Source organism: Phormidesmis priestleyi ULC007, from assembly GCF_001895925.1.
Taxonomy (GTDB): Bacteria; Cyanobacteriota; Cyanobacteriia; order Leptolyngbyales; family Leptolyngbyaceae; genus Phormidesmis_A; species Phormidesmis_A priestleyi_A.
Map to the genome: position 1 here is coordinate 48,251 of NZ_MPPI01000010.1, position 22,742 is coordinate 70,992.

The 22,742-nt window shown below is 50.6% G+C and carries 13 protein-coding genes; 7 read left to right on the plus strand and 6 right to left on the minus strand.

The genetic code is table 11. The annotated features are described in order from the left end of the window. Nucleotides 1-172: 172 nt before the first annotated feature. Nucleotides 173-1,198, minus strand: coding sequence for a type I glyceraldehyde-3-phosphate dehydrogenase (gap, locus tag BRW63_RS10870; RefSeq protein WP_073071045.1), 1,026 nt, complete (start codon nt 1,196-1,198; stop codon nt 173-175). 258 nt (nt 1,199-1,456) lie between these two features. Between gap and BRW63_RS10875 the strand changes: the two genes are divergently transcribed. Both BRW63_RS10875 and BRW63_RS10880 read left to right on the plus strand, forming a co-directional pair. Further along, nucleotides 1,457-2,878 (plus strand): amidohydrolase, encoded by a 1,422-nt coding sequence (locus BRW63_RS10875; protein ID WP_073071046.1) that lies wholly within the window; start codon nt 1,457-1,459, stop codon nt 2,876-2,878. A 220-nt stretch (nt 2,879-3,098) separates the two neighbouring features. Then, complete coding sequence (locus tag BRW63_RS10880; RefSeq protein WP_073071048.1) at nt 3,099-6,329, plus strand: glycoside hydrolase family 15 protein; 3,231 nt, start codon at nt 3,099-3,101, stop codon at nt 6,327-6,329. Nucleotides 6,330-6,345: 16 nt separating this feature from the next. Here the strand turns inward: BRW63_RS10880 and BRW63_RS10885 are convergent, their stop codons facing one another. Then, nucleotides 6,346-7,149, minus strand: a complete 804-nt coding sequence (locus tag BRW63_RS10885; protein ID WP_073071050.1) for a Uma2 family endonuclease — start codon at nt 7,147-7,149, stop codon at nt 6,346-6,348. An 87-nt stretch (nt 7,150-7,236) separates the two neighbouring features. Here BRW63_RS10885 and BRW63_RS10890 point away from each other — a divergent pair, with 87 nt between their 5' ends. After that, on the plus strand, nt 7,237-8,583 hold the full coding sequence (locus BRW63_RS10890; RefSeq protein ID WP_073071052.1) for a sensor histidine kinase: 1,347 nt from the start codon (nt 7,237-7,239) through the stop codon (nt 8,581-8,583). A 10-nt stretch (nt 8,584-8,593) separates the two neighbouring features. On the opposite strand, the gene dusB is transcribed toward BRW63_RS10890, so the two are convergent. Together dusB and BRW63_RS10900 are read right to left on the minus strand one after the other, a co-directional pair. Next, on the minus strand, nt 8,594-9,652 hold the full coding sequence (dusB, locus tag BRW63_RS10895; protein WP_073071053.1) for a tRNA dihydrouridine synthase DusB: 1,059 nt from the start codon (nt 9,650-9,652) through the stop codon (nt 8,594-8,596). A 48-nt stretch (nt 9,653-9,700) separates the two neighbouring features. Next, complete coding sequence (locus BRW63_RS10900; RefSeq protein ID WP_223257352.1) at nt 9,701-10,258, minus strand: antibiotic biosynthesis monooxygenase; 558 nt, start codon at nt 10,256-10,258, stop codon at nt 9,701-9,703. A 713-nt stretch (nt 10,259-10,971) separates the two neighbouring features. Between BRW63_RS10900 and BRW63_RS10905 the strand changes: the two genes are divergently transcribed. The 3 genes from BRW63_RS10905 to hetR all read left to right on the plus strand — a co-directional run bounded on the left by BRW63_RS10905 (nt 10,972) and on the right by hetR (nt 14,376). Further along, a complete protein-coding gene (locus BRW63_RS10905; RefSeq protein ID WP_244913188.1) occupies nt 10,972-12,795 on the plus strand; it encodes an FAD-dependent oxidoreductase in 1,824 nt (607 codons plus the stop codon). A gap of 132 nt (nt 12,796-12,927) precedes the next feature. Further along, nucleotides 12,928-13,143: a hypothetical protein gene (locus BRW63_RS28865; protein ID WP_073071059.1), complete on the plus strand. Its 216-nt coding sequence runs from the start codon at nt 12,928-12,930 to the stop codon at nt 13,141-13,143. 336 nt (nt 13,144-13,479) lie between these two features. Further along, nucleotides 13,480-14,376, plus strand: a complete 897-nt coding sequence (hetR, locus tag BRW63_RS10915) for a heterocyst differentiation master regulator HetR (RefSeq protein ID WP_073071060.1) — start codon at nt 13,480-13,482, stop codon at nt 14,374-14,376. 6 nt (nt 14,377-14,382) lie between these two features. Here hetR and gltD read toward each other — a convergent pair whose 3' ends face one another. Together gltD and gltB are read right to left on the minus strand one after the other, a co-directional pair. After that, nucleotides 14,383-15,867 (minus strand): glutamate synthase small subunit, encoded by a 1,485-nt coding sequence (gltD, locus tag BRW63_RS10920; RefSeq protein ID WP_073071062.1) that lies wholly within the window; start codon nt 15,865-15,867, stop codon nt 14,383-14,385. Between the two features lie 71 nt (nt 15,868-15,938). Next, nucleotides 15,939-20,528: a glutamate synthase large subunit gene (gltB, locus tag BRW63_RS10925; RefSeq protein ID WP_073071217.1), complete on the minus strand. Its 4,590-nt coding sequence runs from the start codon at nt 20,526-20,528 to the stop codon at nt 15,939-15,941. Between the two features lie 373 nt (nt 20,529-20,901). On the opposite strand from gltB, the gene hflX reads away from it, so the two are divergent. Continuing rightward, entirely contained in the window at nt 20,902-22,599 is a 1,698-nt protein-coding gene (hflX, locus tag BRW63_RS10930) for a GTPase HflX (RefSeq protein WP_244913189.1), read from the plus strand. The last annotated feature ends 143 nt before the right edge of the window (nt 22,600-22,742 follow it).

Consider the following 22,742-nt stretch of genomic DNA (forward strand, 5'->3'; position numbering starts at 1 on the left):
TTCTATCACTCTAAATGGGAAGAATCACGTTTAAGCCTTAAAGAGCTTTCTGCCTGCGCTTTTCACCACTCAGATTGAGTCAGCAACAAAGTATTCATCTTCTTAATTTAACTGAACGAGAAGGTGTCGATCGCTCCCATGTTTCCCGGAGCCGATCGACACTTCACCCGTTCTACAAAATCCCTTCTTTCTGGGCCATTGACACCATCAAATCAATCACTCGGCACGAATAGCCCCACTCGTTGTCATACCACGAGATGACTTTGAAGAAATTGGAGTTTAGCTCAATGCCTGCCCCGGCATCAAAAATGCTAGAGTGCGAATCGCCCTGAAAATCGGTCGAAACCACTTCATCATCGGTGTAGCCCAAAATGCCTTTGAGTGAGCCTTCCGCCGCTTCCTTCATCGCGGCACAGATTTCTTTATAGCTGGTTGCTTGGTTGGTTTTGAAGGTCAGATCGACGACAGAGACATCGGGTGTGGGCACTCTAAATGCCATTCCTGTCAGTTTGCCCTTGAGTTCTGGCAAGACTAATGTCACCGCCTTTGCTGCCCCGGTCGAAGATGGAATGATATTTTGAGCGGCTCCCCGTCCGCCACGCCAGTCTTTTTGACTGGGGCCATCGACCGTTGGTTGAGTGGCTGTGGTCGCGTGAACAGTGGTCATCAGCCCTTCTGCTAAACCAAAACTGTCGTTGAGCACTTTGGCAACGGGTGCTAAACAGTTTGTCGTGCAACTGGCATTTGATACGATCGTATCTTTGTCAGGGTCAAACTGGTCATGGTTCACCCCAATCAGCAGCGTCCGCACTCTTTCAGGGTCTTTGGTCGGAGCCGAGAGAATGACTCGTTTTGCGCCCGCCATCAGATGTTTTGATGCACCCTCAAAATCAGTAAACAAACCTGTAGACTCAATCACATAGTCTGCGCCCAGCTTGCCCCAAGGCAAGTCGGCAGGGTTGCGAATTGCCGTACAGGGAATAAATTTGCCGTTGACGATAATGCCGTCAGGCTTGGCTTCAATGGTGCCCTTAAATCTGCCGTGAGTCGAATCATATTTGAGCAAATAGGCAAGGTTGTCTGGCGACACCAAATCATTAATGCCCACAAATTCGATATTGGGATTGTCAACGCCAGCTCGAAATGCGAGGCGACCAATTCGCCCAAATCCGTTGATTCCTACTTTAAGCGTGGTCATAATAAAAGCTCCTCAAAGCGTTAGTGAACTCAGATTTTCTCAATAAATTAGCGTACTTAATCGACGATCGCGGTTAGCGTAATCTTTTCATTCGTTTAAGTATCGCTCTATAGGGATCATTCCAGCTTTGGTTAGAAAAATTTGGACTCTGCACGAAATAGAACAATCGATTTTGTAGCGAGTATAACAGTTCAACGATCGAGGCTTCGATAACATCTGTTACCCTTTCCTTAAACTTGTTCCCTAACGTTCACCGACATGAGTTTTACGATTCAGAATGTTTTAATTCCAGTTGATCGTGCCTACGAGACGGTTGATGTGCAGATTGAGGGCGATCGGATTGCGGCGATCGCGCCCCATTTAGAACCCGTTGGCACCTTGATCGACGGACGCAATAAGCTACTCTTGCCCGGTTTTGTCAATGCTCACACTCACTCCTCTGAGATGTGGCAGCGAGGCATGATTCCGCCCGTTCCTCTAGAGTTGTGGATTGCAGAACTCTATGACTTTACGCCCCTAGAGCTAGAGCAAGTTTATCTCAGCGCGATCGGAACTGCGGTCGAAACGCTGCTCTCTGGTGGAACCAGTGTGGTCGATCACTTGGTCTTGATCCCCGGTCAGGAATTGGCGACGATCGCGACGGCGGTTAGAGCTTATCGACAGGTCGGAATTCGGGCGTTTGTGGCTCCTCTGATTCAAGATGAGGCTTTAGCAGCAAGCCTTCCCAACGGGGGAATCGAGCGAGAACACGGAGACTATGTGCGATCGACGGCGGCAACTTTAGCGCTAATCGAGGAAGCCGTAAATCAGTTTCATCGACCTGATGAAGGAGTGAACATTCTCGTCGCGCCCACGGGAATACAACTCTGTTCAGATGCCTTGTTTGCAGGGTGCATTGAGTTAAGCGATCGCTACAATCTCTGTCGCCACGCTCACTTGTCAGAAACCAGAGCGCAGAAGCTTTTGGCTCAAGAAAAATATGGCCGTAGCGCCGTTGAACATCTCAAGCAAATTGGGTTTTTGAGCGATCGTACCTCTCTCGCTCATTGCGTTTGGCTCGATGATGCCGACATTGAGATCATGGCAGCCACAAAATCAACAGTTGTTCACAATCCTCTTAGCAACCTGCGATTGGGGAGTGGAATTGCCCCGATTCTCAGATATCGGCAGGCAGGCGTGAATGTCTCATTCGGGTGTGATGGTTCGGCGAGTAATGATTCTCAAGATTTACTCGAAGCGATCAAGATTGGTTCGATTTTGCACAATACGACTGACTTCGATTATCAGAATTGGATTACGCCTCGCCAAGCGATCGAGATGGCATCTCTAGGAGGCGCAATGGGCTTAAATCTAAATGATCAACTCGGTTCGCTGACGGTGGGTAAAAAAGCTGATTTAGTCCTATACGACTTGATGAATCTGTCTTTGTTGCCGCGCACCGACCCGATCGGGCTTCTGGTTTTGGGTCGCCCCGTCAATGTTGTTGATCATGCCTGGGTGAATGGTCAGTCAGTCGTTGCAAATAATACTGTCTGCAATGTAGATGTGAATCAATTGAAGCAAGAATTATTTAATCAAAGCCAATGGAATGCAAAACGGCAGGCTCCGACGGTAGCGCAACTCGAAGCACACTACCGATCGGTGATGGGTTTATCAGAATCAACGCTAGGCTATTCTTAAAATTATTCGATGAAATGGCTGTAGGGGCAATCCCCTCGTGCCTACCCCTGACGGAGGGCAACCACGAGGGGATTGCCCCTACAAATTATTCCTGTTCAGCAATATCCGATCGTGGATTAAACAACATCGGTTACTTGCAATCCTAAGTCGGCAGGATCGTTGCACAACCGCTAAAATTAAGCTTTGCCCGCTCAAATTTACTAATCACTTGAGGGACGGCATGGCCATCAAAACCGTTGATTTGGCAACCCGTTTGGATCACTACTACGAACAGGTTCGAGCCGTCATTCTCAGCCGTCAAAGCCCGATTTCTGGGCTGCTTCCTGCCAGTACTGCTGTCAACGCCCACGGCGACTACACTGACGCATGGGTGCGCGATAATGTCTACAGCATTCTCGCCGTGTGGGGGCTGGGACTCGCCTATCGCAAACTCGACGACGATCGGGGACGTACCTACGAGCTAGAACACAGCGTTGTCAAGTTGATGCGCGGCTTGCTGTTCTCAATGATGCGACAAGCCGAAAAAGTCGAGAAATTCAAAGCCAATCAAGCCCCGCTCGATGCACTTCATGCCAAATACGACACCGACACCGGAAGCACCGTCGTTGGCGATGACGAATGGGGACATTTGCAGCTTGACGCGACCTCAATTTTTCTGCTGATGTTGGCGCAAATGACCGCATCAGGGTTAGCGATCGTCTTCACCACCGATGAGGTGAACTTCATTCAAAATCTCGTCTACTACATCGGCAGAACTTATCGCACACCCGATTATGGGATTTGGGAGCGAGGCAACAAAATTAATCACGGCAACCCTGAACTTAATGCCAGCTCGGTGGGCATGGCAAAAGCAGCACTCGAAGCGCTGAATGGGCTAAATTTGTTCGGCGTTCATGGCAGCCAAGCCTCGGTGATTCACGTCTTGCCCGATGAAATTGCTCGGTGTCGCACGACGCTAGAATCACTGTTGCCTAGAGAATCTAGCTCTAAAGAAGTCGATGCCGCTCTGTTGAGTGTGATTAGCTTTCCAGCGTTTGCTGTTGAAGACGTGCAGTTGGTCGATCGGACTCGCACCAAAATTGTGACGCTGCTGCAAGGTCGCTATGGCTGCAAACGCTTTCTGCGCGACGGGCACCAAACTGTTCTAGAAAACAGCAGTCGTCTTCACTATGAGCCGTGGGAACTCAAGCAATTTGAGCATATTGAGTCTGAATGGCCGCTCTTCTTTACTTATTTGGCACTCGATGGATTGTTCCGCGACGATCGTCAACAAGCGCAATACTACCTCGATCAACTGGAACAAGTTGTAGTCAAACGAGACGGCTTGAACTTGCTGCCAGAGTTGTACTATGTGCCTGAAGCCGCGATCGAGCCAGAAAAAGCGAATCCCTCTAGTCAAACTCGTTTACCTAACGAAAATGTTCCGCTCGTGTGGGCACAAAGCTTATATTTTCTGGCGCAAATGCTGCACGAAGGATTGTTAGCTGTGGGCGATATTGACCCGATCGGTGGTCATCTCCGCATCGGTCAAAAACGCAAAGCGACTGTACAAATTGCGCTCTTGGCTGAAGACGAAGATTTGCAGTCTAAACTCGCTGCCAACAACATCACAACTCAAACCCTTAAACAAGTCGAGCCGATTCAAGTCCGTCATGCACGAGAACTAGCCGCCGCCTATGCTCAAGTCGGACGCAATGATAAGCTTGATTTAACAGGTCGCCCCATGCGACGAATGCGGAGTTTGACAACTTCTAGAGTGTTTAAAATTTGTGGAGAGACGATCGTCTTTCTGCCATCGTTCTTAGAGCCAAGACGGTTTTATCTCACTCTCGATTATCATTTTCTGGTTTCCAACATCAAAAGTGAGCTTGCCTACACTCATCGCCACTGGCAAGATTTGGGCAAACCGACGATGACGCTGTTGTTAACCAAAGAAATGCTAGAACTGGGTCGAGAAGCGCTGATCAACCTCGTCCAAGAATTTCAGGAAGGTCGCTGTGGTGACGTTCCTGTGCAGTTGGGTCGCCTGAACCAACTTGCCCTCACAGCGGGGACTGAACGCATCGATTCTCTGCACGATTTTGAGTTTCCCCCGTCGTCTGTGGTCGATACAACGTTACCCAACTATCATCTGGTTTCTCATCCAGAGAAAAACTGTCCATTAAGCCTTTCGCAAGAATTTAAGCTGGAGTATGAAACCGATATTGACTCGTTAGTTTCAAGTCTGCATCAATCTCATAACTTGTATGAACAAATCGAGTTATTGAGTACTCTAGCTCGTCTAAAAGGATTAGACTTTGATACCCGCTTCACCGAATCGCAGCCTATCATCACCGTGATGGATTTGCTCAACGAAGTCTACGCAAAAGCCAGCAAAGGCGACGAGTTGGGCTGTCCTTATTGGGGTATTGTTCGCCGATCGGCAGGGTTGCTCGATAAACTTGATGTCGGTTTGTCGGATGCAGTTACCGATATTTTAGTGCGGCAAAAACAGATTGCTGTGGGTCGGGCCTATAGTGAAGACTCGCTGATTATGCAGCCGTTGCCCTACGTCGAAGTGCTGGAAAAAATTCGTCACTTTTGTCGAGAAGACATTCGCGATCGCGTCCTCACTCAAGAAATTCTCATCTATCTCAGCGTCTTGATCAAAAGCGAACCCAATCTCTTTCAAGGCTTGCTAACGCTGAAAGTGGGCTATCTGATCTTGCTCATTACAGCCAACCTCGCCCAAGAACTTGCTCTCACACAAGACGAAGCCTACGAACACTTAATGCAACTCAGTCCGTTTGAGATTAAAACGTGTTTGCGACAGATTCTAATGGGTTATGCCGACCTCAATCAGGCATTGTTTAAGCAAGAATCGCTGCGGGTGAAATTGCCCGATCGCGGCATCGATTGGGTGGTTCTGCTAGACGAACAAACTGAAGTCGAACCTGCTAACCAAGATTGGTGGCGCAAGCGGCAACTAGACGGCTCTCTTAACCGCGTCCCTAAAGATTTTTATCCCAGTGTGTGGCAGCTATTGCATCACTGCAAAGGGTTGGTGATTGGTGACAAGCTAGAACGCCGCAACCGTCTCGATAGCGAATTGATCATCATGGAAATGACCGCAGGCGAGAAAAACTTCGCACTCCAAATTGAACACTTGTTAAACAAAATTCAAGCGCCCGAATATCGCCAGGTGAATGTAGAAGCCATGATGGAATTAGCCACGATCGCGCAACGTAACCCCGATCTCAAAATTGAAGAATCGATCGTGCTAGATGTGTTGATTGGTCACGCAGTTCGATTAGCGTGGCTCGACAAATTTCCAGACTTCTTCGATCGCTACGATGAACACAAAGGATCAGCATGGCGATCGTTTTATGAATCGTCACCTTATGATTGTGCCAGCTATATCGCTAAAGCAATGCGTTTCTTGACGCAGTTGGGGCAAACTACCCCTGTCTAGAGAATAATTTTGTGATTCACCCACGATCGGGATCTTCTCCCAATTCTCGTAGACGTACGGCTAGGCGATCGGCTCGTTGGCGTTCTTCATCGGCTCGTTGGCGTTCTTCATCGGCTCGTTGCTGTTGTTCATTAGCACGTTGGTGTTGTTCATCGGCTCGTTGACGCTCCGCTTCTTCGGGTAGAGGCACGAGATTGCCGTTACGATCGTAAAATCGCAGCCACGTCGTTGTATCGATATCGACTGCCCCCGACCATGATCCCAGCCACAACTCCAGCGTTTGGCACCATCGCCATCCCTGTTCATTGACGGGAATCGGCTGATAGCCCTGATCTAAGTCAAGATGCCACCCTTGAAAGGCACTGGGATCAAACGGATCATAAACAAAATAGTCCCGTGTGCGAAACACTTGTTCATAAAGGGTTTTCTTGGCTCCCAAATCAACGTTGGTCGTGCTAGGTGGCAGCATTTCTACGATCACATCGGGGTAGCGTCCCCCTTCTTCCCAGACCACCCAGCCTTGACGAGACGAGTCAGCCTCGACCCCTAAAACTGCAAAGAAATCAGGTCCTCTAAAGTCGCGATTGCGGGCTTGGCTGCTGCTGTAGTAGACAAACATATTGCCGCCTGCAAAGAAGTCCTGGCGGTCTGACCAGCCTTGATTGAGCGATCGAATCAAGACATTCATAGCTACTCGGTGACGATTGCTCTCCAAAGGTTCTCCGTCGTCAAAAATTAGATCGGTCGGTGGCATAGGCGGTTCCCACTCGATCGGCTCTAGAACTGGGTTAGTCTGTTCAGTGGTGGCTTCTAGTGACATCGCAGTCGTTCTCCCGACACGAAATTTCCGCTTGACCCTTACGGCACATTTTACACCGATAATAAGTGTAGCCCCTTGATTAGTCTTATGTTTCAGGTGACTCGTCGTCGTCTTGCGATCTGGTATACTACCGTTACGGCAGTGTTGCTGCTAGTGTTTGCAAGTGGATTTTATTTGTATGTCCGCAGCACGTTAATTGAACGCATTGATGACACGCTTAACCATGTGGTCGAAGTGGTGCAGCGATCGTTGGTAATCGAGCCAATTAATCAAGGCGGAGACGTGCGCGTTAATGTCGAGTCGAGCTTTCGAGATAATGCCATTTCGGTTGAAGATGATCACATTGATCTAGAGTGGTTTAGCCCTCAAGGTGAAATCGTGTGGTCAACATTTGCCGACCCGATCGCAGTTCCGCTCCACTTCAATATCAATGGCGAAACGGTGCATTTATCGGCAGATCATTTGCTGCGACAAGTAACGCAACGAGTGCAAGTCGGGCGACAGGTGTTAGGCTATTTGCGCGTTAGCCATCCCTGGTTTGAAGTGACAAAGCCCACTCGCGAGTTATTTCTAGATTTAATAGCTGGAACAACGGTGATGGTCGCGATCGTCGCCGCGATCGGATGGTTGTTATCCGGTCTGGCGATGCAGCCGATTCGAGAATCTTATCAGCGATTAAAGCAGTTTACCGCCGACGCGTCTCATGAGTTGCGGAACCCGATCGCAATCATTCAAACTAATGTGCAGGTTGCGCTTTCAGATCCAGAATCAGATCCACAAATGCAACGCTATCACTTACAGGTAGTTGAACGGCTAACTCGTCGTTTAGGAAGACTGGTCGATGATTTATTGTTTCTCGCACGACAAGATAGCAGCACGGCACAACCCAGACGCGTTTTAGTCAACCTGGATGATTTGCTGACTGAAGTGTTAGAAGAACAGCAGACGATCGCCGTAGAAAAAGGAATTTCGTTAAGTCTCAATTGCAGTGCAGCATCAGAGGAACTCGCTGCAAGTCAATCAATTATTTTGAAATCACTCCCTCGTGTTGAAAATTTGCTCTCGCTGCAATGCGATCGCGATCAAATTTCTCGATTATTCACCAACTTAATCAGCAACGCTCTACAGTACACACCTGCGAATGGAAAGGTAACGATAGATTTACAGCAACTTAAACGCACGAGTGGATCTTCTCTGCAAGTTAAAGTGACGGACACCGGAATTGGGATTCCAGAAGAGGCATTGCCGCAATTGTTCGATCGCTTCTATCGCGTCGATCCTGCCCGAACTAAAGCAACCGGGGGATCGGGGTTAGGTTTAGCGATCGCGCAAGCCATTATCGAAAATCATCACGGACAAATTCAAATCGAAAGTAAATTCGGTAAAGGAACTACGGTTACAGTGACGCTACCACAGCAGGAAACTGCAAGCTAGTTGACACAAATTAAGCTTCAACTAATTGGGCTTCGGCTTCTTCGGTTTCTTGCCAACCAGAATGGGTCAAACGCTCGATCGCCCGATCAATAATCTCTAATCCCTGACCCACATTTTCAATTAGACTGAGTTTTCCGCGCAGATCTGCGGCACCATCAAACCCTTTTGCATACCACGTCATGTGTTTGCGGGCTTGTCTGACTCCGCGATCGCCTTTGTATTCCCACAGCATTTGTAGATGTTCACGGGCGCATTCCAAACGCTCGATCGGAGTGGGTTTTAGTTTCTCGATTCCTGTCTTCAAAAAGTGATCAACTTCGCCTACTAAGAATGGATAGCCCAGCGTTCCGCGAGAACACATCACACCATCGGCTCCGGTTTGCTCCAGGCATTTAACGGCTGCCTCGACTGAGAACATATCGCCATTGGCAATCACCGGAATCGAGAGAATTTCTTTCACGCGCCCAATCCATTCCCATTTGGCGGCTCCGTTATAGCCTTGCGATCGCGTCCGTCCGTGAACAGTGATCATTTGTGCCCCCGCATCTTGCATCCGCTTGGCAAAATCGAGGATGTTAATTTCTTGGTCTGTCCAGCCGATGCGAGTTTTAACCGTCACCGGAACGTTTACCGCTTTGACTACGGCGCGCACGATCGCTTCTGCCGTTTCGGGGTCTCGCAGCAGAGAAGAGCCGCCTCCGTTTTTGGTGATCTTGTTCACCGGACAGCCCATATTGATATCGACCGTATCAGCTCCTTCTGCGACTGCCATTTGTGCGGCTTCTGCCAAAAAGTCGGGGCGACAGTCAAAAAGCTGAATGCTAATCGGACGCTCGTTGGGGTCTACCTCCATGATGATCGGCAGTTCTTTCACGTAGTGCAACCCTGTAGCGTTGACCATCTCGGTATACATCATTGAATCGGGCGCATAGCGACGCACCAGGCGACGAAACACGAGATCTGTTACGCCAGAAAGGGGCGACTGCAAGACGCGGCTTTTGACCTCTAAGTGACCAATCTTGAGAGGTGCAGATAGTCTAGCTTTTAGGGTCGGAGACAGAGAAACCATAATTCACGAAAGTAGCGATCGATCTCCAGGATAAAGGATTTGTGCGAATCACTTCCTTGCTTGAGGATAAAGCCATCGATAAAAGACGCGAGTTAATCGAGGCATGACGAAGTAGGTGAGTAACACTACCGAAAGGCTGATCAGTACCAATGATTGCAACCAGATCGGTAAACTGACGAGAAAGCCTGAGAAAAAATACCCCACGATCAGAGAGACGAGGTAGACAGCGATCGAGGTCAAAATCGCCATCTTATAGCGGGCCGGAGGTGCTTGAGTGGGTCTTCCTGGCAGGGTAAACCAGGCTTCTAACCCTTGTAAAACCTGCACTTTTTCAGATCCTTGAATCAGAGGTTTTGCTCGATCGAGCCAATATTTGCGAACGTCGGATTCGATCCAGGTTTTGAGGTTTTGATAGTGGTCAAATCTTAGAATGATCACATATTCAGGATAAGTGTGATCATGCGGTCGAATAATGTTGACTCCTGCGTGCCCTTCAAATTGATGAGCGGCGACTGTAATATCTTTTTGCCATTGTTCGTAAGCCTCCTCGTATCCAGGTTTCACGACTTGAGAAATGATGGCGGTGACAGGCAAATTCTCGTCCATAACGCAGAGCATCTCACGGCTTAACGCGGGCGATCGCTAAAACTTTATCCATAATTCATATTCTCATAGAATAGTCGCGGACTTGAGCGATTCAACATTTTGGCTCTACCCGATGCTGTTCCCAACTAGTGGCTGCACCCTCCGACTACAGTGCATCTGCCCGATGAATCGACTCGATCAGTTCCTCAACCTCTTCATCATTAGCCCAACGTGGTAAGCCCCGCGATCTACCTGTACTCAGGTGATCGTCGGGATATAAGACGGCGCGACGGAGGTACGGAGTCCAGCATTTTCTGGTAAACGTAGCGCGGAAGCCTGATATAGTACAGATGGTCGTTGACCCGCCTAGACTCTCGAACAGACAGGACACGTAGCAGTAATATGCTTGCCACGGAAAGAAAGTAGCTGGGGAAGGAACAGATCTGGCTGGTGGGCTATTGCCATAAATCCATGATGTGTTGTGCAAAAAGTTATCAACCTTGGGACACAGGGTTGCCGCCTGGGTAACGTGAGCGCACAGCCCTGAAGGAGGGTTTCCCTCCGTAGGGGACTGTGAAAGAAGCGTTGCGAGAGTCAGTGGAGTGCTTTGCATTTCAAAACCTCTGGAGTCAATGTCAGACCAAAGCTAGACATCTAGTAGAGGCAGTTGCCGACGAAACAGGAAGCCCGTGCTGTATGCGTAGCATCAGCGTCGGGTATGTCACCTTCTTGTGGTGGGTATTCGTTCGATGCAAATTCTCAAGACTGATGTGCTCGTGGTGGGTGGCGGCACTGGAGGAACGGCGGCGGCACTTCAGGCAGCTCGACGCGGAGCCAATACGATTTTAGTCAGTGAGTTTTCTGGCTTAGGCGGAATGCTCACTAGCGCTGGAGTGACCGCCCCAGATGGCAACGAGTTAGCTGCCTTTCAAACTGGGATTTGGGGCGCATTCTTACAAGCGTTGCAGCAGCGTCAGCCAGAGGGGTTAGACAACGCCTGGGTGAGTTTTTTCACTTACGATCCGCGCGTCGGGGCAGATATTTTTGCCGATTGGGTTGCCCAACTTCCAAATCTGACTTGGCTTCAAGAGCAAACGCCATTAGAGGTTTTGCAGGAAGACGATCGCGTCATCGGCGTTCGATTCGCAGAGTTCACGATCTTCGCCAACATTACCCTCGACGGCACTGAGCTTGGCGATTTGCTGGCACTCGGAGACATTCCGCATCGCTGGGGCTGGGAGTTGCAGTCTGAGTGGGGAGAACCCAGTGCGCCGATCGCTGCCAATACGCTCACCAAAACTTACCCTGTTCAAGCTCCGACATGGGTTGTTGTGCTTCAAGACTTTGGTGAAACAGGATTGGCTCCAAAAATTCCGGCACCGCCTCGCTACAATCCAGCAAAATTTACCCCAGCTTGGGCAGATTACGGAGCCGAGAAGTTTTTGAACTATGGACGCTTGCCCGGAAACCGTTTTATGATCAATTGGCCGATCGCAGGTAATGATTATGGAGAAGGCGTTGAGCGACTGATCGGGTCAGCGGCAGAGCGATCGCAGTTCCTTCAAGAAGCGCTCTGGCACACTCAAGGCTTTGCCCACTTCATCCAAGCCCAGCTAGGAGGACGTTTTGGTCTAGCAGAGGAAATTTTTCCAGTTTCGATTCAAACTTCTCTGGGAGGCGGTGCCTATGCCCTTCACCCTTATTATCGAGAGAGCCGAAGACTTAAAGGGTTAGTCACGGTTCGAGAGCAAGATTTATTACCCAACGGACAAGTCGCCCCGCTACCGATCAGAATCACGGCTCAAGGGTGCGAGACTGCTGAGAATATTTGCCAGTCGATCGCCATCGGCAACTACGCCAACGATCATCACTATCCCAGTGGCGACATTTCGTTAAAGCCTAAATCAATGCGTTGGGGCGGACGTTGGACAGGCACACCCTTCACGATTCCCTATGGCTCTCTGGTGCCAGAAATCACCGAGGGATTTTTAGTGTGCGAGAAGAATATTTCGGTGTCTCATCTCGCGAATGGAGCGACTCGCCTCCAACCCCTGGTTTTGGGAATTGGACAAGCCGCAGGAATGGCAGCCGCCTTGTGTATTGAACAAAATTGTCAGCCGAGAGAGTTGTCGGTACGATCGTTGCAAAATGCCCTTTTAGAGGATGCGATCGCACCTGCCGCCATCATTCCGCTTTTAAATCTGGCTCCCAATCATTCTGACTGGCTCTACTGGCAACACTATTATCTAGATGCTCCAGAGGCTTATCCCCATAGCGGGTGTTGCCCCATGCGTACTCCGTTGTTGGACATGCCTCCTGCCAAATTCAACATCTCTGGCATTTTTTATCGGCACGGTGAGCAAGACTATACGATCGTCCTTGAAACCCCCCACGACCCAAATCAAGTCAAAAAAACCTGGGCACTCGTAACCCTGACTCCAGAAATTGATCAGCAGCTAAAGCAGTATGAATGCGAAAATAACATCTTTATACTTGGTAAAAAAAATTACAGTGGAGGGTGGATTTTAGTAGAGTCAATCTTTTCCGTTCTGGCGTAGATAGCGATTAAGGCTCCTTTTCTAAAACCTCATACGTAGGATTACTGAACTTAAAAAATTACATCAGTTCATCCTGATCTACTAATAGACGGTCTGTATCTGTGAATAGATACATCAGAACAGACCCAACCTATGCATGTTCAAACTTCTGTCACTCTAATCAGTTTGCTTCTCGGTTCAATAGCCGCAGGTCTGCACCAAGTCGAGTTTTTGCCTGGGTTGAAGCAGGATTCTCCTATCTCTTTGTTGACTCACTCAGAGCCACAAACTCAATATCTTGCCCATCGGGGAAGTGGGCGGATTGAAGGTCGTTTCCATCCTCCGTTCAATACTCAAAACTTAGTTTAATTCACGGCTCACGCCCGATCGTTTCCTGCTCTCTAAGATTTCTCGATACGACTTGCTAAAAATGGAAGCTCCTACATTAGAGATTGCTTCCATTTTTGTTTTCAAGTGTTGATGACTAATTTTTTAAACTGGCGTGGGAATAGTTAGGAGAGAATACTTAATAACATCGATTAGAGATAAAATAATTAACAATTACTCAGACGAGTTGGCATTGTCGTCTCTAAACCCGCTCTGATGAATCAACTGACCCTAGAAATTAAGCCATCTGCGATCGCTAGAGTCTCCGTAAGTTCACAGAAGTTTGATGTATTAGCTCTTCTATAAATTCTTCCTGATATGACCAACGACCTCGATCTGATCAAGCTCCTCAGCCCTAGTGCAATGGATCAGATCATGCTTTATCTCGCCTTCAGCGCCATGCGAACGAGTGGGCACCGACACGGAGCTTTTTTAGATGCAGCCGCAACCGCCGCAAAATGTGCCATCTACACCACCTACTTAGAGCAAGACGGCAACCTGCGAATGACTGGGCATTTGCACCATCTTGAGCCAAAGCGAGTTAAAGCGATCGTTGAAGAAGTCAGGCAGGCACTCACCGAAGGAAAGCTGCTGAAAATGCTGGGTTCTCAAGAACCTCGCTATCTGATTCAATTCCCTTATATCTGGTTAGAACAATATCCTTGGCAACCGGGGCGATCGCGCGTTCTGGGCACCAGCCTCACCTCTGAAGAAAAGAGTCACATTGAGCAAAAGCTTCCGCCCAACCTGCCCGATGCTCAACTGATCAACTCATTTCAATTTCTCGATTTGGTCGAGTTTCTGCATGGGCGCTCTCAAGAAGATTTGCCTCAAGAGCAGCAAATGCCCCTGAGTGAAGCCCTGGCAGAGCATATCAAGCGTCGTCTGATTTATTCGGGCACTGTTACGCGCATCGATTCACCTTGGGGGCTGCCGTTTTATGCCCTGACTCGCGCTTCCTATTCACCTGACGACCAGGAAGAACGGGCCTATGTCATGGTCGAAGATACGGCTCGATTTTTCCGACTCATGAAAGATTGGGCAGATCGCCAAAATCAGGTGATGCGAGTTTTAGAAGAATTGGATATTCCAGCAGAGCGGGTCGATCGGGCCCTCGAAGAACTGGATGAAGTGATCCGCGAATGGGCAGACCGCTACCACAAAGATGGGGGTCTGCCCTTTGTGGTGCAAATGGTTGTAGGGTCTAACGAGTGACTGACTTTAGGGCAAGTCAGTGCTGCCCATGAGATAGCGATCGCACTCACGAGCCGCACCGCGCCCCTCGTTAAACGCCCAGACGACAAGGCTTTGTCCCCGCCGACAGTCGCCAGCCGCAAACACTCCAGGAATGCTGGTGACGTATTTCTCGTGGTCAGCTTTGACATTGCTGCGGGCATCTCGATCGACCCCTAGCGCATCTAAAAGAGGTTGCTCAGGCCCCAAAAAGCCCATCGCCAACAGGACAAGTTGCGCGGATAAAACTTTCTCAGTGCCAGGAATGTGCTGGGCAATAAACTGTCCTTTCTCATTTTTCTCCCACTGCACCTCGACGGTGTGAACCGCTTTGACCTGCCCGTTTTCGTCACCCTCAAAATGGGTTGCGGTCGTGAGATAGCCGCGTGGATCGTCGCCAAACTTAGCGGCAGCTTCTTCTTGCCCGTAGTCGAGGCGGTAGACTTTGGGCCATTCAGGCCAGGGATTATCGGGCGAACGTTCTTGCGGAGGCTGAGGCAAAATTTCAAGCTGCACGAGGCTCTTGCATCCGTGACGAAGGGATGTGCCTACGCAGTCGGTTCCGGTGTCGCCACCGCCAATGATCACCACATCTTTGTCTTGGGCGGAGATGAAGTTGCCGTTGCTGCTCTGATTCAAAACTGCTTTAGTGTTGGCGGTCAGGAAATCCATTGCGAAGTGGATGCCCTTTAACTCGCGCCCTGCGATCGGTAAATCACGCGGCTTCGTCGCTCCCACACAAAGCACGACAGAATCAAAGTCTTTGAGCAGCGTTTCGACGGGCAAATCTTTGCCGACTTCGGCGTTGCAGATAAACGTGATGCCCTCGTCTTCAAGGACTTTGATGCGGCGCAACACAACTTCTTCTTTCTCAAGCTTCATGTTGGGGATGCCATACATCAGCAGTCCGCCGGGACGATCGGCGCGTTCATAAACTGTGACCCAGTGCCCCGACTTGTTGAGTTGTGCAGCCGCAGAAAGTCCGGCAGGCCCAGAGCCGATAATGGCGACTTTTTTGCCCGTGCGTTTGGTGGGCGGTTCGGGCTTGATCCAGCCTTCGCTCCAGCCTTTATCGACGATCGAGCATTCGATATTCTTAATGGTGACGGGCGGATTGTTGATGCCCAAAACGCAGGAGCCTTCGCAGGGTGCAGGACAGACGCGACCCGTAAACTCAGGAAAATTATTGGTTTTGTGGAGCCGATCGAGCGCTTCGTGCCACAGTCCGCGATAGACCAGATCGTTGAATTCGGGAATCAGATTATTGACGGGGCAGCCGCTTGCCATGCCGCTAATCAACGTGCCGCTATGACAAAACGGGATGCCACAATCCATGCAGCGTGCGCCTTGAGTGCGGAGTTTGTCTTCGGGCATGTGCTGGTGAATTTCGTTCCAGTCTTGAATGCGATCAAGGGGCGATCGATCAGAGGGCAACTCGCGGAGAAATTCGATAAAGCCTGTTGGTTTTCCCATGATGGTGTCTTAAAAGTGGCGATGATTATAGGAGGTAGGGGCAGTAGTTGCCCCAGAAATGATCGTGAAGGTTAGCTGCCACCAATCCGGGCGACATCGCGGGCGTTTTCTTCAAAGGCGGCGGTGAGTGCGTCATCACCACTCAAGCCAGCGGCGATCGCGGCAGAAATCGCTTGCAAAACTCGCTTATAGTCTTTGGGCATCACCTTGACAAACTTCGGCAGCATTTCTTCCCAGCGATCGAGAACTTTGGCTGCTTTTTGGCTCTGGGTATAGTCGGCATGTTGCTGGATCATCTGCCGAAGATCGGCGATTTCTTCAGCATCTTCTAGGGTTTCGAGTCCGACCATTTGCGGGTTGCAGCGCGTCGCGAAGTCGCCCTGCTCGTCGAGAACGTAGGCAACACCACCGCTCATGCCTGCCGCAAAGTTACGTCCGGTTTTGCCCAAAATGACAACTTTGCCGCCCGTCATATATTCGCAGCCGTGATCGCCAACGCCTTCGACGATCGTGTTCACGCCAGAGTTACGCACCCCAAAGCGCTCACCGACCATGCCTCGAATGTACACTTCGCCAGAGGTCGCCCCATAGAGCGCAACGTTTCCAGCGATCACGTTCTCTTCGGCAGCGAAGGTAGACTTTGCTGAAGGATAGAGAATAATTTTGCCGCCGCTCAAGCCTTTGCCGAGATAGTCATTGGCATCGCCTTCGAGTTTGAGCGTCACACCTTTGGGTACAAATGCGCCAAAGCTCTGACCCGCACTGCCCTGGAAGTGTAGCTGGATCGTGTCTTCGGGTAAGCCGTGCCAGTGGCGTTTGGTAATTTCGTTGCCAAGAATGGTGCCAACCGCGCGATTGACATTCTTGATCGGCAAAGTAGCTGAGACGGATTCGCCAGTCTCGATCGCGCCTTTACACAAATCGAGCAGCGTCGTGATATCCAGGGATTTGTCGAGTCCGTGATCTTGCGGAATCTGGCAATAGCGACCCACGTCTGCCCCCACTTCTGGCTGGTAGAGGATTTTTGAGAAATCAAGTCCTTTTGCCTTCCAGTGTTCGACGGCTTGTTTGGGTTCGAGAACGTCGGTGCGTCCGACCATTTCGTCGATCGTGCGGAAGCCCAACTTTGCCATCAGTTCGCGAACTTCTTGAGCGATGAACGTCATGAAGTTGACGGTGTGTGCGGGATCGCCTGTGAAGTTTTTACGCAGGAGCGGATCTTGGGTCGCGACTCCGACCGGACAGGTGTTGAGGTGACACACGCGCATCATGATGCAGCCCAGCGTCACGAGTGGAGCCGTCGCGAATCCAAATTCCTCAGCACCGAGCAGAGCGGCGATCACCACATCGCGTCCGGTTTTCATCTGTCCATCGGTTTCGACGACGATGCGACTGCGGAGGTTATTGAGGACAAGCGTTTGATGAGTTTCCGCAAGTCCGAGTTCCCACGGCAACCCAGCGTGTTTGATCGAGGTTTGCGGCGATGCGCCTGTGCCACCGTCGAAGCCAGAAATCAGCACGACATCAGCGTGGGCTTTGGCGACCCCAGCAGCGATCGTGCCCACTCCCACTTCTGACACCAGCTTGACGCTGATCCGTGCGGCTCGGTTGGCGTTTTTCAAATCATGGATCAACTCGGCGAGGTCTTCGATCGAGTAAATATCGTGGTGCGGCGGTGGTGAAATCAGCCCGACTCCGGGAGTAGAGTGACGCACTTTGGCAATCCAGGGATAGACTTTTTTGCCCGGAAGTTGTCCGCCTTCGCCAGGTTTCGCGCCCTGTGCCATCTTGATTTGCAGTTCTCGCGCTTGAGACAGATAGAGACTGGTGACTCCAAAACGACCGGATGCGACTTGTTTAATCGCGCTGTTTTTCGAGTCGCCGCGATCGTTGGTCCAGGTGTAGCGATCGGGGTCTTCGCCGCCTTCGCCCGTGTTGGATTTGCCGCCGATGCGGTTCATGGCGATCGCTAATGATTCGTGTGCTTCTTGAGAAATCGATCCGTAGCTCATCGCGCCCGTTTTGAAGCGCTTGGTGATGGTTTCGAGCGACTCGACTTCCTCGATCGGAATCGATTCGCGCTGCTTAAATTTCAGCAGTCCGCGCAAGGTGTAGTGCTTTTGACCTTGCTCATTCACCAAAGCAGCATATTGCTTGTAAACCTCATAGCTGCCGCCGCGAACTGCTTTTTGCAAGGTGTGAATCGTTTCGGGGCTGAAGAGATGCGCCTCTCCTTCTTTGCGCCATTGATATTCGCCGCCCACATCCAACGTGTGACCGTTGACCTCGCGATCGGGAAACGCATGGCTGTGGCGCAAAATCGCTTCTTTGGCAATGACTTCGAGATCTGCGCCTTCGATGCGCGAAGCCGTCCAGGTGAAATATTTGTCAACGATCGACTGGTTTAACCCGATCGCTTCAAAGATTTGGGCACCTCGATAGCTCTGAATGGTCGAAATTCCGATTTTGGAGGCGACTTTGGTGACTCCCTTGGTGGCAGCTTTGACGTAATTCTTACAAGCAGTTTTGTAATCGACGTTGACCAGCAGACCTTGGTGAATCATGTCAGCCATCGACTCAAACGCGAGATAGGGATTGATTGCCCCGCAGCCATAGCCAATCAGCATCGCGTAATGATGCACTTCACGGGGTTCGCCCGATTCGAGAGCGAGTCCGACCCGTGTGCGAGTGCCTTCCCGAATTAAGTGGTGATGCAGTCCCGCAACTGCAAGCAACGCCGGGATCGGGGCGTTGGTTGGATTTACGCCGCGATCGGAGAGAATCAGAATATTCACGCCCGCCGCGATCGCTTGATTTGCCTGGACACAAATCTGCTCCATCGCCCGTTCAAGCCCTTTTGTGCCGTCTTGGGGATCGAAGACGATCGGCAGCGTGACTGACTTGAACTCGCCTTCATTAATGTGCTTAAGTTTTGCCAATTCTTCATTACTGAGAATCGGCGTTTTGAGTTCGATCAAATGACAGCTTTCTGGCTCTGGCTTGAGGAGATTTCGCTCCGATCCGATCGTCGTTTCTGCTGAAGTAATAATCTCTTCGCGAATAGAGTCGATCGGCGGATTTGTGACCTGAGCAAATAGCTGCTGGAAATAGTCGTAGAGCAGTTTAGGTCGGTCAGACAACACAGAGAGCGGCGTGTCAGCGCCCATTGCCCCGATCGCTTCTACACCGTCTCGCGCCATCGGAGTCAACAGCAGCCGCAAATCCTCGAAGCTATAGCCAAAAGCAGTCTGACGCTGAATAATCGGCGTAAACGCTTCGTCTGTCTCCAGCGGTGCGTCTTTCAGCGTGGCGAGTTCGACCATGTGCTGGTTGATCCACTCGCGATAGGGATGCTCGGTGGCGATTTTGGTTTTGATCTCATCATCGGCAACGATGCGCCCTTCTTCCATGTTGACGAGAAACATCCGACCCGGTTCTAGACGACCTTTTAAAGCGACACGCTCAGGCTCGATCGGCAACACGCCCGCTTCAGATGCCATGATTACGAGATCGTCTTTGGTCACGTAATAGCGAGACGGACGCAGACCATTGCGATCGAGCACTGCCCCAACCATAGTGCCATCAGTGAAGGCGATCGAAGCAGGCCCATCCCACGGCTCCATCAAGCAGGAATGATATTCATAAAACGCTTTTTTCTCGTCGCTCATCGACTCGTGCGCCGTCCACGGTTCGGGGATCATCATCATCATTGCGTGGGGCAACGATCGACCCGATAACACCAGCAGTTCTAGCGCGTTGTCAAAGATCGTCGAGTCGCTACCCTCGACGTTGATCACAGGCTGGATTTTCTGCATATCGTCGCCAAACAACTCTGATTCAAACAGCGATTGCCGTGCGTTCATCCAGTTGATGTTGCCACGCATCGTGTTGATCTCGCCGTTGTGCGCGATGTAGCGATAAGGGTGCGATCGCTCCCAGCTTGGAAAGGTATTGGTGCTAAATCGAGAATGCACCATTGCCAGGGCACTTTCGAGATCGGGATCGCTGAGTTCAGGATAATATTGCCCGACCTGCGCGGTCATCAGCATTCCTTTATAAACGATCGTGCGGCACGACAAACTCGACGGATACCAGCATGAATCAATCTGAGTGGCTCGAATCGCTCTATGCGATCGCTTGCGAATCACGTAAAGCTTTCGCTCAAAATCGGTGTCGTTGACCAGTTCCGCAGCGCGTTGAATAAATACTTGCTGCATAAACGGCTCACTCGATTTTGCCGTCTCGCCCAGCGAAGAATTATCTGTCGGCACATCGCGCCAGCCCAGAACTCGCTGACCTTCTTCCGCCACGATTTGCTCAAAAATTTGCCGACTCTGATCGCGAATGGCACGATCGGGCGACGCATAAATCATGCCCACGCCATACTGTCCCGCGTCGGGTAGCGCGATGTTTTCTGTTAGCGCTACTTTTTTGAGGAATTTGTGAGGCACCTGCATCAAAATGCCTGCCCCGTCTCCGGTATTGGTTTCGCATCCACACGCACCGCGATGTTCAAGATTGACAAGCATGGTCAATGCTTGCTCGACGATCGCGTGTGACTTCTTGCCCTTCATGTGCACAATAAACCCGACACCGCAGGCATCATGCTCGAACTGCGGATCATATAACCCCTGTTTTGGCGGCAGTCCGTTACTATTCATTGGGATAAACCTAAAAATGACGAAGTAAAAGTGAGCATCTAGAGCGCGGGATGCGATAACTCCAGACATGGATTTTCTAACGAGAATGGTGGATCGAGGTCAAGTCTTAAGGAAATCGTCAGATCTGACGACTCAAGCCTCGGCTCTTTTCTCGTTAGCTTAAGCAGGGTCATTGAGCCTTGTTAAACTTGAAATCCTTTTGGGCAGAGAGTTTGAGAGAGCAATATTTCTCTTCATTTCTTCAGTAAACGACACAATTTAAAGATCATGTGATTTCTGTAACAAATGCTTACTAAATCATGAGGTCATTAATAAAGCCAATCAAGCACACGGTCAACTGGGGATCTAAAATAGAGAGAGTTGCGTTTGGCGAGTGGCATTTATCGAGACTGTCTACGGAAATCTTCAAGGTTTAAAGTCCAGTCAGCTTAAGCAGTTGCAGCGACTCTATCATCAGCGCTTACCGGGCGATCGCATCACGACTTCAGAGTTTGCCCAGCGACTGGCGGCAATCAGCACAGAGATCGCTCAACCCGTTTGCGCCTATATCAATCGTCGAGGTCAGGTGCTGCGTGTTGGGGTCGGAAACCCGCGCCAAACTCAGATTCCTCCGGCAGAGTTGCCGCGCTATGGGGCAGAACGACTATGCGGCATTCGCTGTGTCGCGACGCAGTTAAAGCAAGATCCTCCGGGCGAGTCGGCACTGACGGCGATGGCGATGCAGCGATTGGATGCGCTTGTGACATTTACCCTGACAGGTGGCGGATTTGAGCGGCGAGGTGGCGGTGCAACAGGCTACATCAAAGGTGGATATTTGGCGCATTTGGTGCCCCACCCAGAAGCCAATTGGACGGTTTCACCCGTTTTGAGCTTGGATGAAATCGCCGAGCAAGATCTAAATGAGTTAGTCGAAGGTCTAGAGGCTGAATTTCGACGTGAATATACTGCTCAACAGGTTGATCGCGATCACGATCAGGTACTAGTAGTTGGGTTGATGACAGACAATCGATCGCAGCAAGCTTTTCGCGATGGGCTGGCAGAATTAGGGCGGCTCGTCGAAACGGCTGGGGGAGAAGTCTTACAAACGTTAAAGCAGAAACGTCCGCGTCCCCATCCTCAAACTGTGGTTGGTGAAGGCAAAGTGCAGGAAATTGCGCTCACAGCACAGACGATCGGGGCAAGTTTGGTGGTGTTCGATCGCGATTTGTCCCCAACCCAAGTCCGCAATTTGGAGGCGTTGATTGGGGTGCGGGTCGTCGATCGCACTGAGGTAATTCTCGACATTTTCGCCCAACGTGCCCAGTCAGGTGCGGGCAAATTGCAGGTCGAACTGGCACAGCTTGAATACCGCCTCCCTCGATTATCCGGTCGGGGACAAGCGATGTCTCGATTAGGCGGTGGGATCGGAACTCGCGGGCCGGGTGAAACTAAGTTAGAAACTGAGCGGCGATCGATTCAGCGCCGGATTACGCGATTGCAGCAAGAAGTGACGCAACTTCAGGCGCACCGGGCGCGAATGCGGCAGCGCCGACAGCACGAAGAAGTGCCCTCGATCGCCGTAGTTGGCTATACCAACGCTGGAAAATCCACGCTGCTGAATGCGCTCACCAATGCCGAAGTCTACACCGCCGATCAGCTATTTGCGACCCTTGATCCGACAACTCGACGACTGAAGGTGATTGATTCGGAAAGTCATGAATCGACTTCGCTGCTGCTGACCGATACGGTGGGGTTTATTCACGAGCTGCCGCCATCGCTGGTTGATGCGTTTCGCGCCACTTTAGAGGAAGTCACCGAAGCCGATGCCCTGCTGCATGTGGTGGATTTGTCGCATCCGGCTTGGCAAAATCAGATCCGATCGGTGATGAAAATTTTGTCAGAAATGCCGATCGCGCCAGGCCCGGTGCTGTTGGTGTTTAACAAAATCGATCAAGTAGACGGCGAAAATCTGAGTTTGGCGCAAGAAGAGTTTCCGCAAGCGGCATTCATTTCTGCCAGCGATCGTCTGGGTTTGGAAACCTTGCGACAACGGCTGTGTCAATTGGTGAGATATGCCGGGGTCGTTCGTTGACAGGTAGGTGTACCCAGCCAGATCTCCGACCTCTTGGGAGAAGTCGGAGATCTTTGTCTTCGTGTCCCAGGTTTGGTACTTAAAACTTAACGCTTCTCATTCCCCGTCTTCTTGTCGCCTCGTCCATTCATTCCTCTCCTTCA

Bases quoted from the DNA above. Each gene is read 5' to 3' on its own strand.
- gap (WP_073071045.1), bottom strand. From the start codon at position 1,198: ATGACCACGCTTAAAGTAGGAATCAACGGATTTGGGCGAATTGGTCGC.
- BRW63_RS10875 (WP_073071046.1), top strand. From the start codon at position 1,457: ATGAGTTTTACGATTCAGAATGTTTTAATTCCAGTTGATCGTGCCTAC.
- BRW63_RS10880 (WP_073071048.1), top strand. From the start codon at position 3,099: ATGGCCATCAAAACCGTTGATTTGGCAACCCGTTTGGATCACTACTAC.
- BRW63_RS10885 (WP_073071050.1), bottom strand. From the start codon at position 7,149: ATGTCACTAGAAGCCACCACTGAACAGACTAACCCAGTTCTAGAGCCG.
- BRW63_RS10890 (WP_073071052.1), top strand. From the start codon at position 7,237: ATGTTTCAGGTGACTCGTCGTCGTCTTGCGATCTGGTATACTACCGTT.
- dusB (WP_073071053.1), bottom strand. From the start codon at position 9,652: ATGGTTTCTCTGTCTCCGACCCTAAAAGCTAGACTATCTGCACCTCTC.
- BRW63_RS10900 (WP_223257352.1), bottom strand. From the start codon at position 10,258: ATGGACGAGAATTTGCCTGTCACCGCCATCATTTCTCAAGTCGTGAAA.
- BRW63_RS28865 (WP_073071059.1), top strand. From the start codon at position 12,928: ATGCATGTTCAAACTTCTGTCACTCTAATCAGTTTGCTTCTCGGTTCA.
- hetR (WP_073071060.1), top strand. From the start codon at position 13,480: ATGACCAACGACCTCGATCTGATCAAGCTCCTCAGCCCTAGTGCAATG.
- gltD (WP_073071062.1), bottom strand. From the start codon at position 15,867: ATGGGAAAACCAACAGGCTTTATCGAATTTCTCCGCGAGTTGCCCTCT.
- gltB (WP_073071217.1), bottom strand. From the start codon at position 20,528: ATGAATAGTAACGGACTGCCGCCAAAACAGGGGTTATATGATCCGCAG.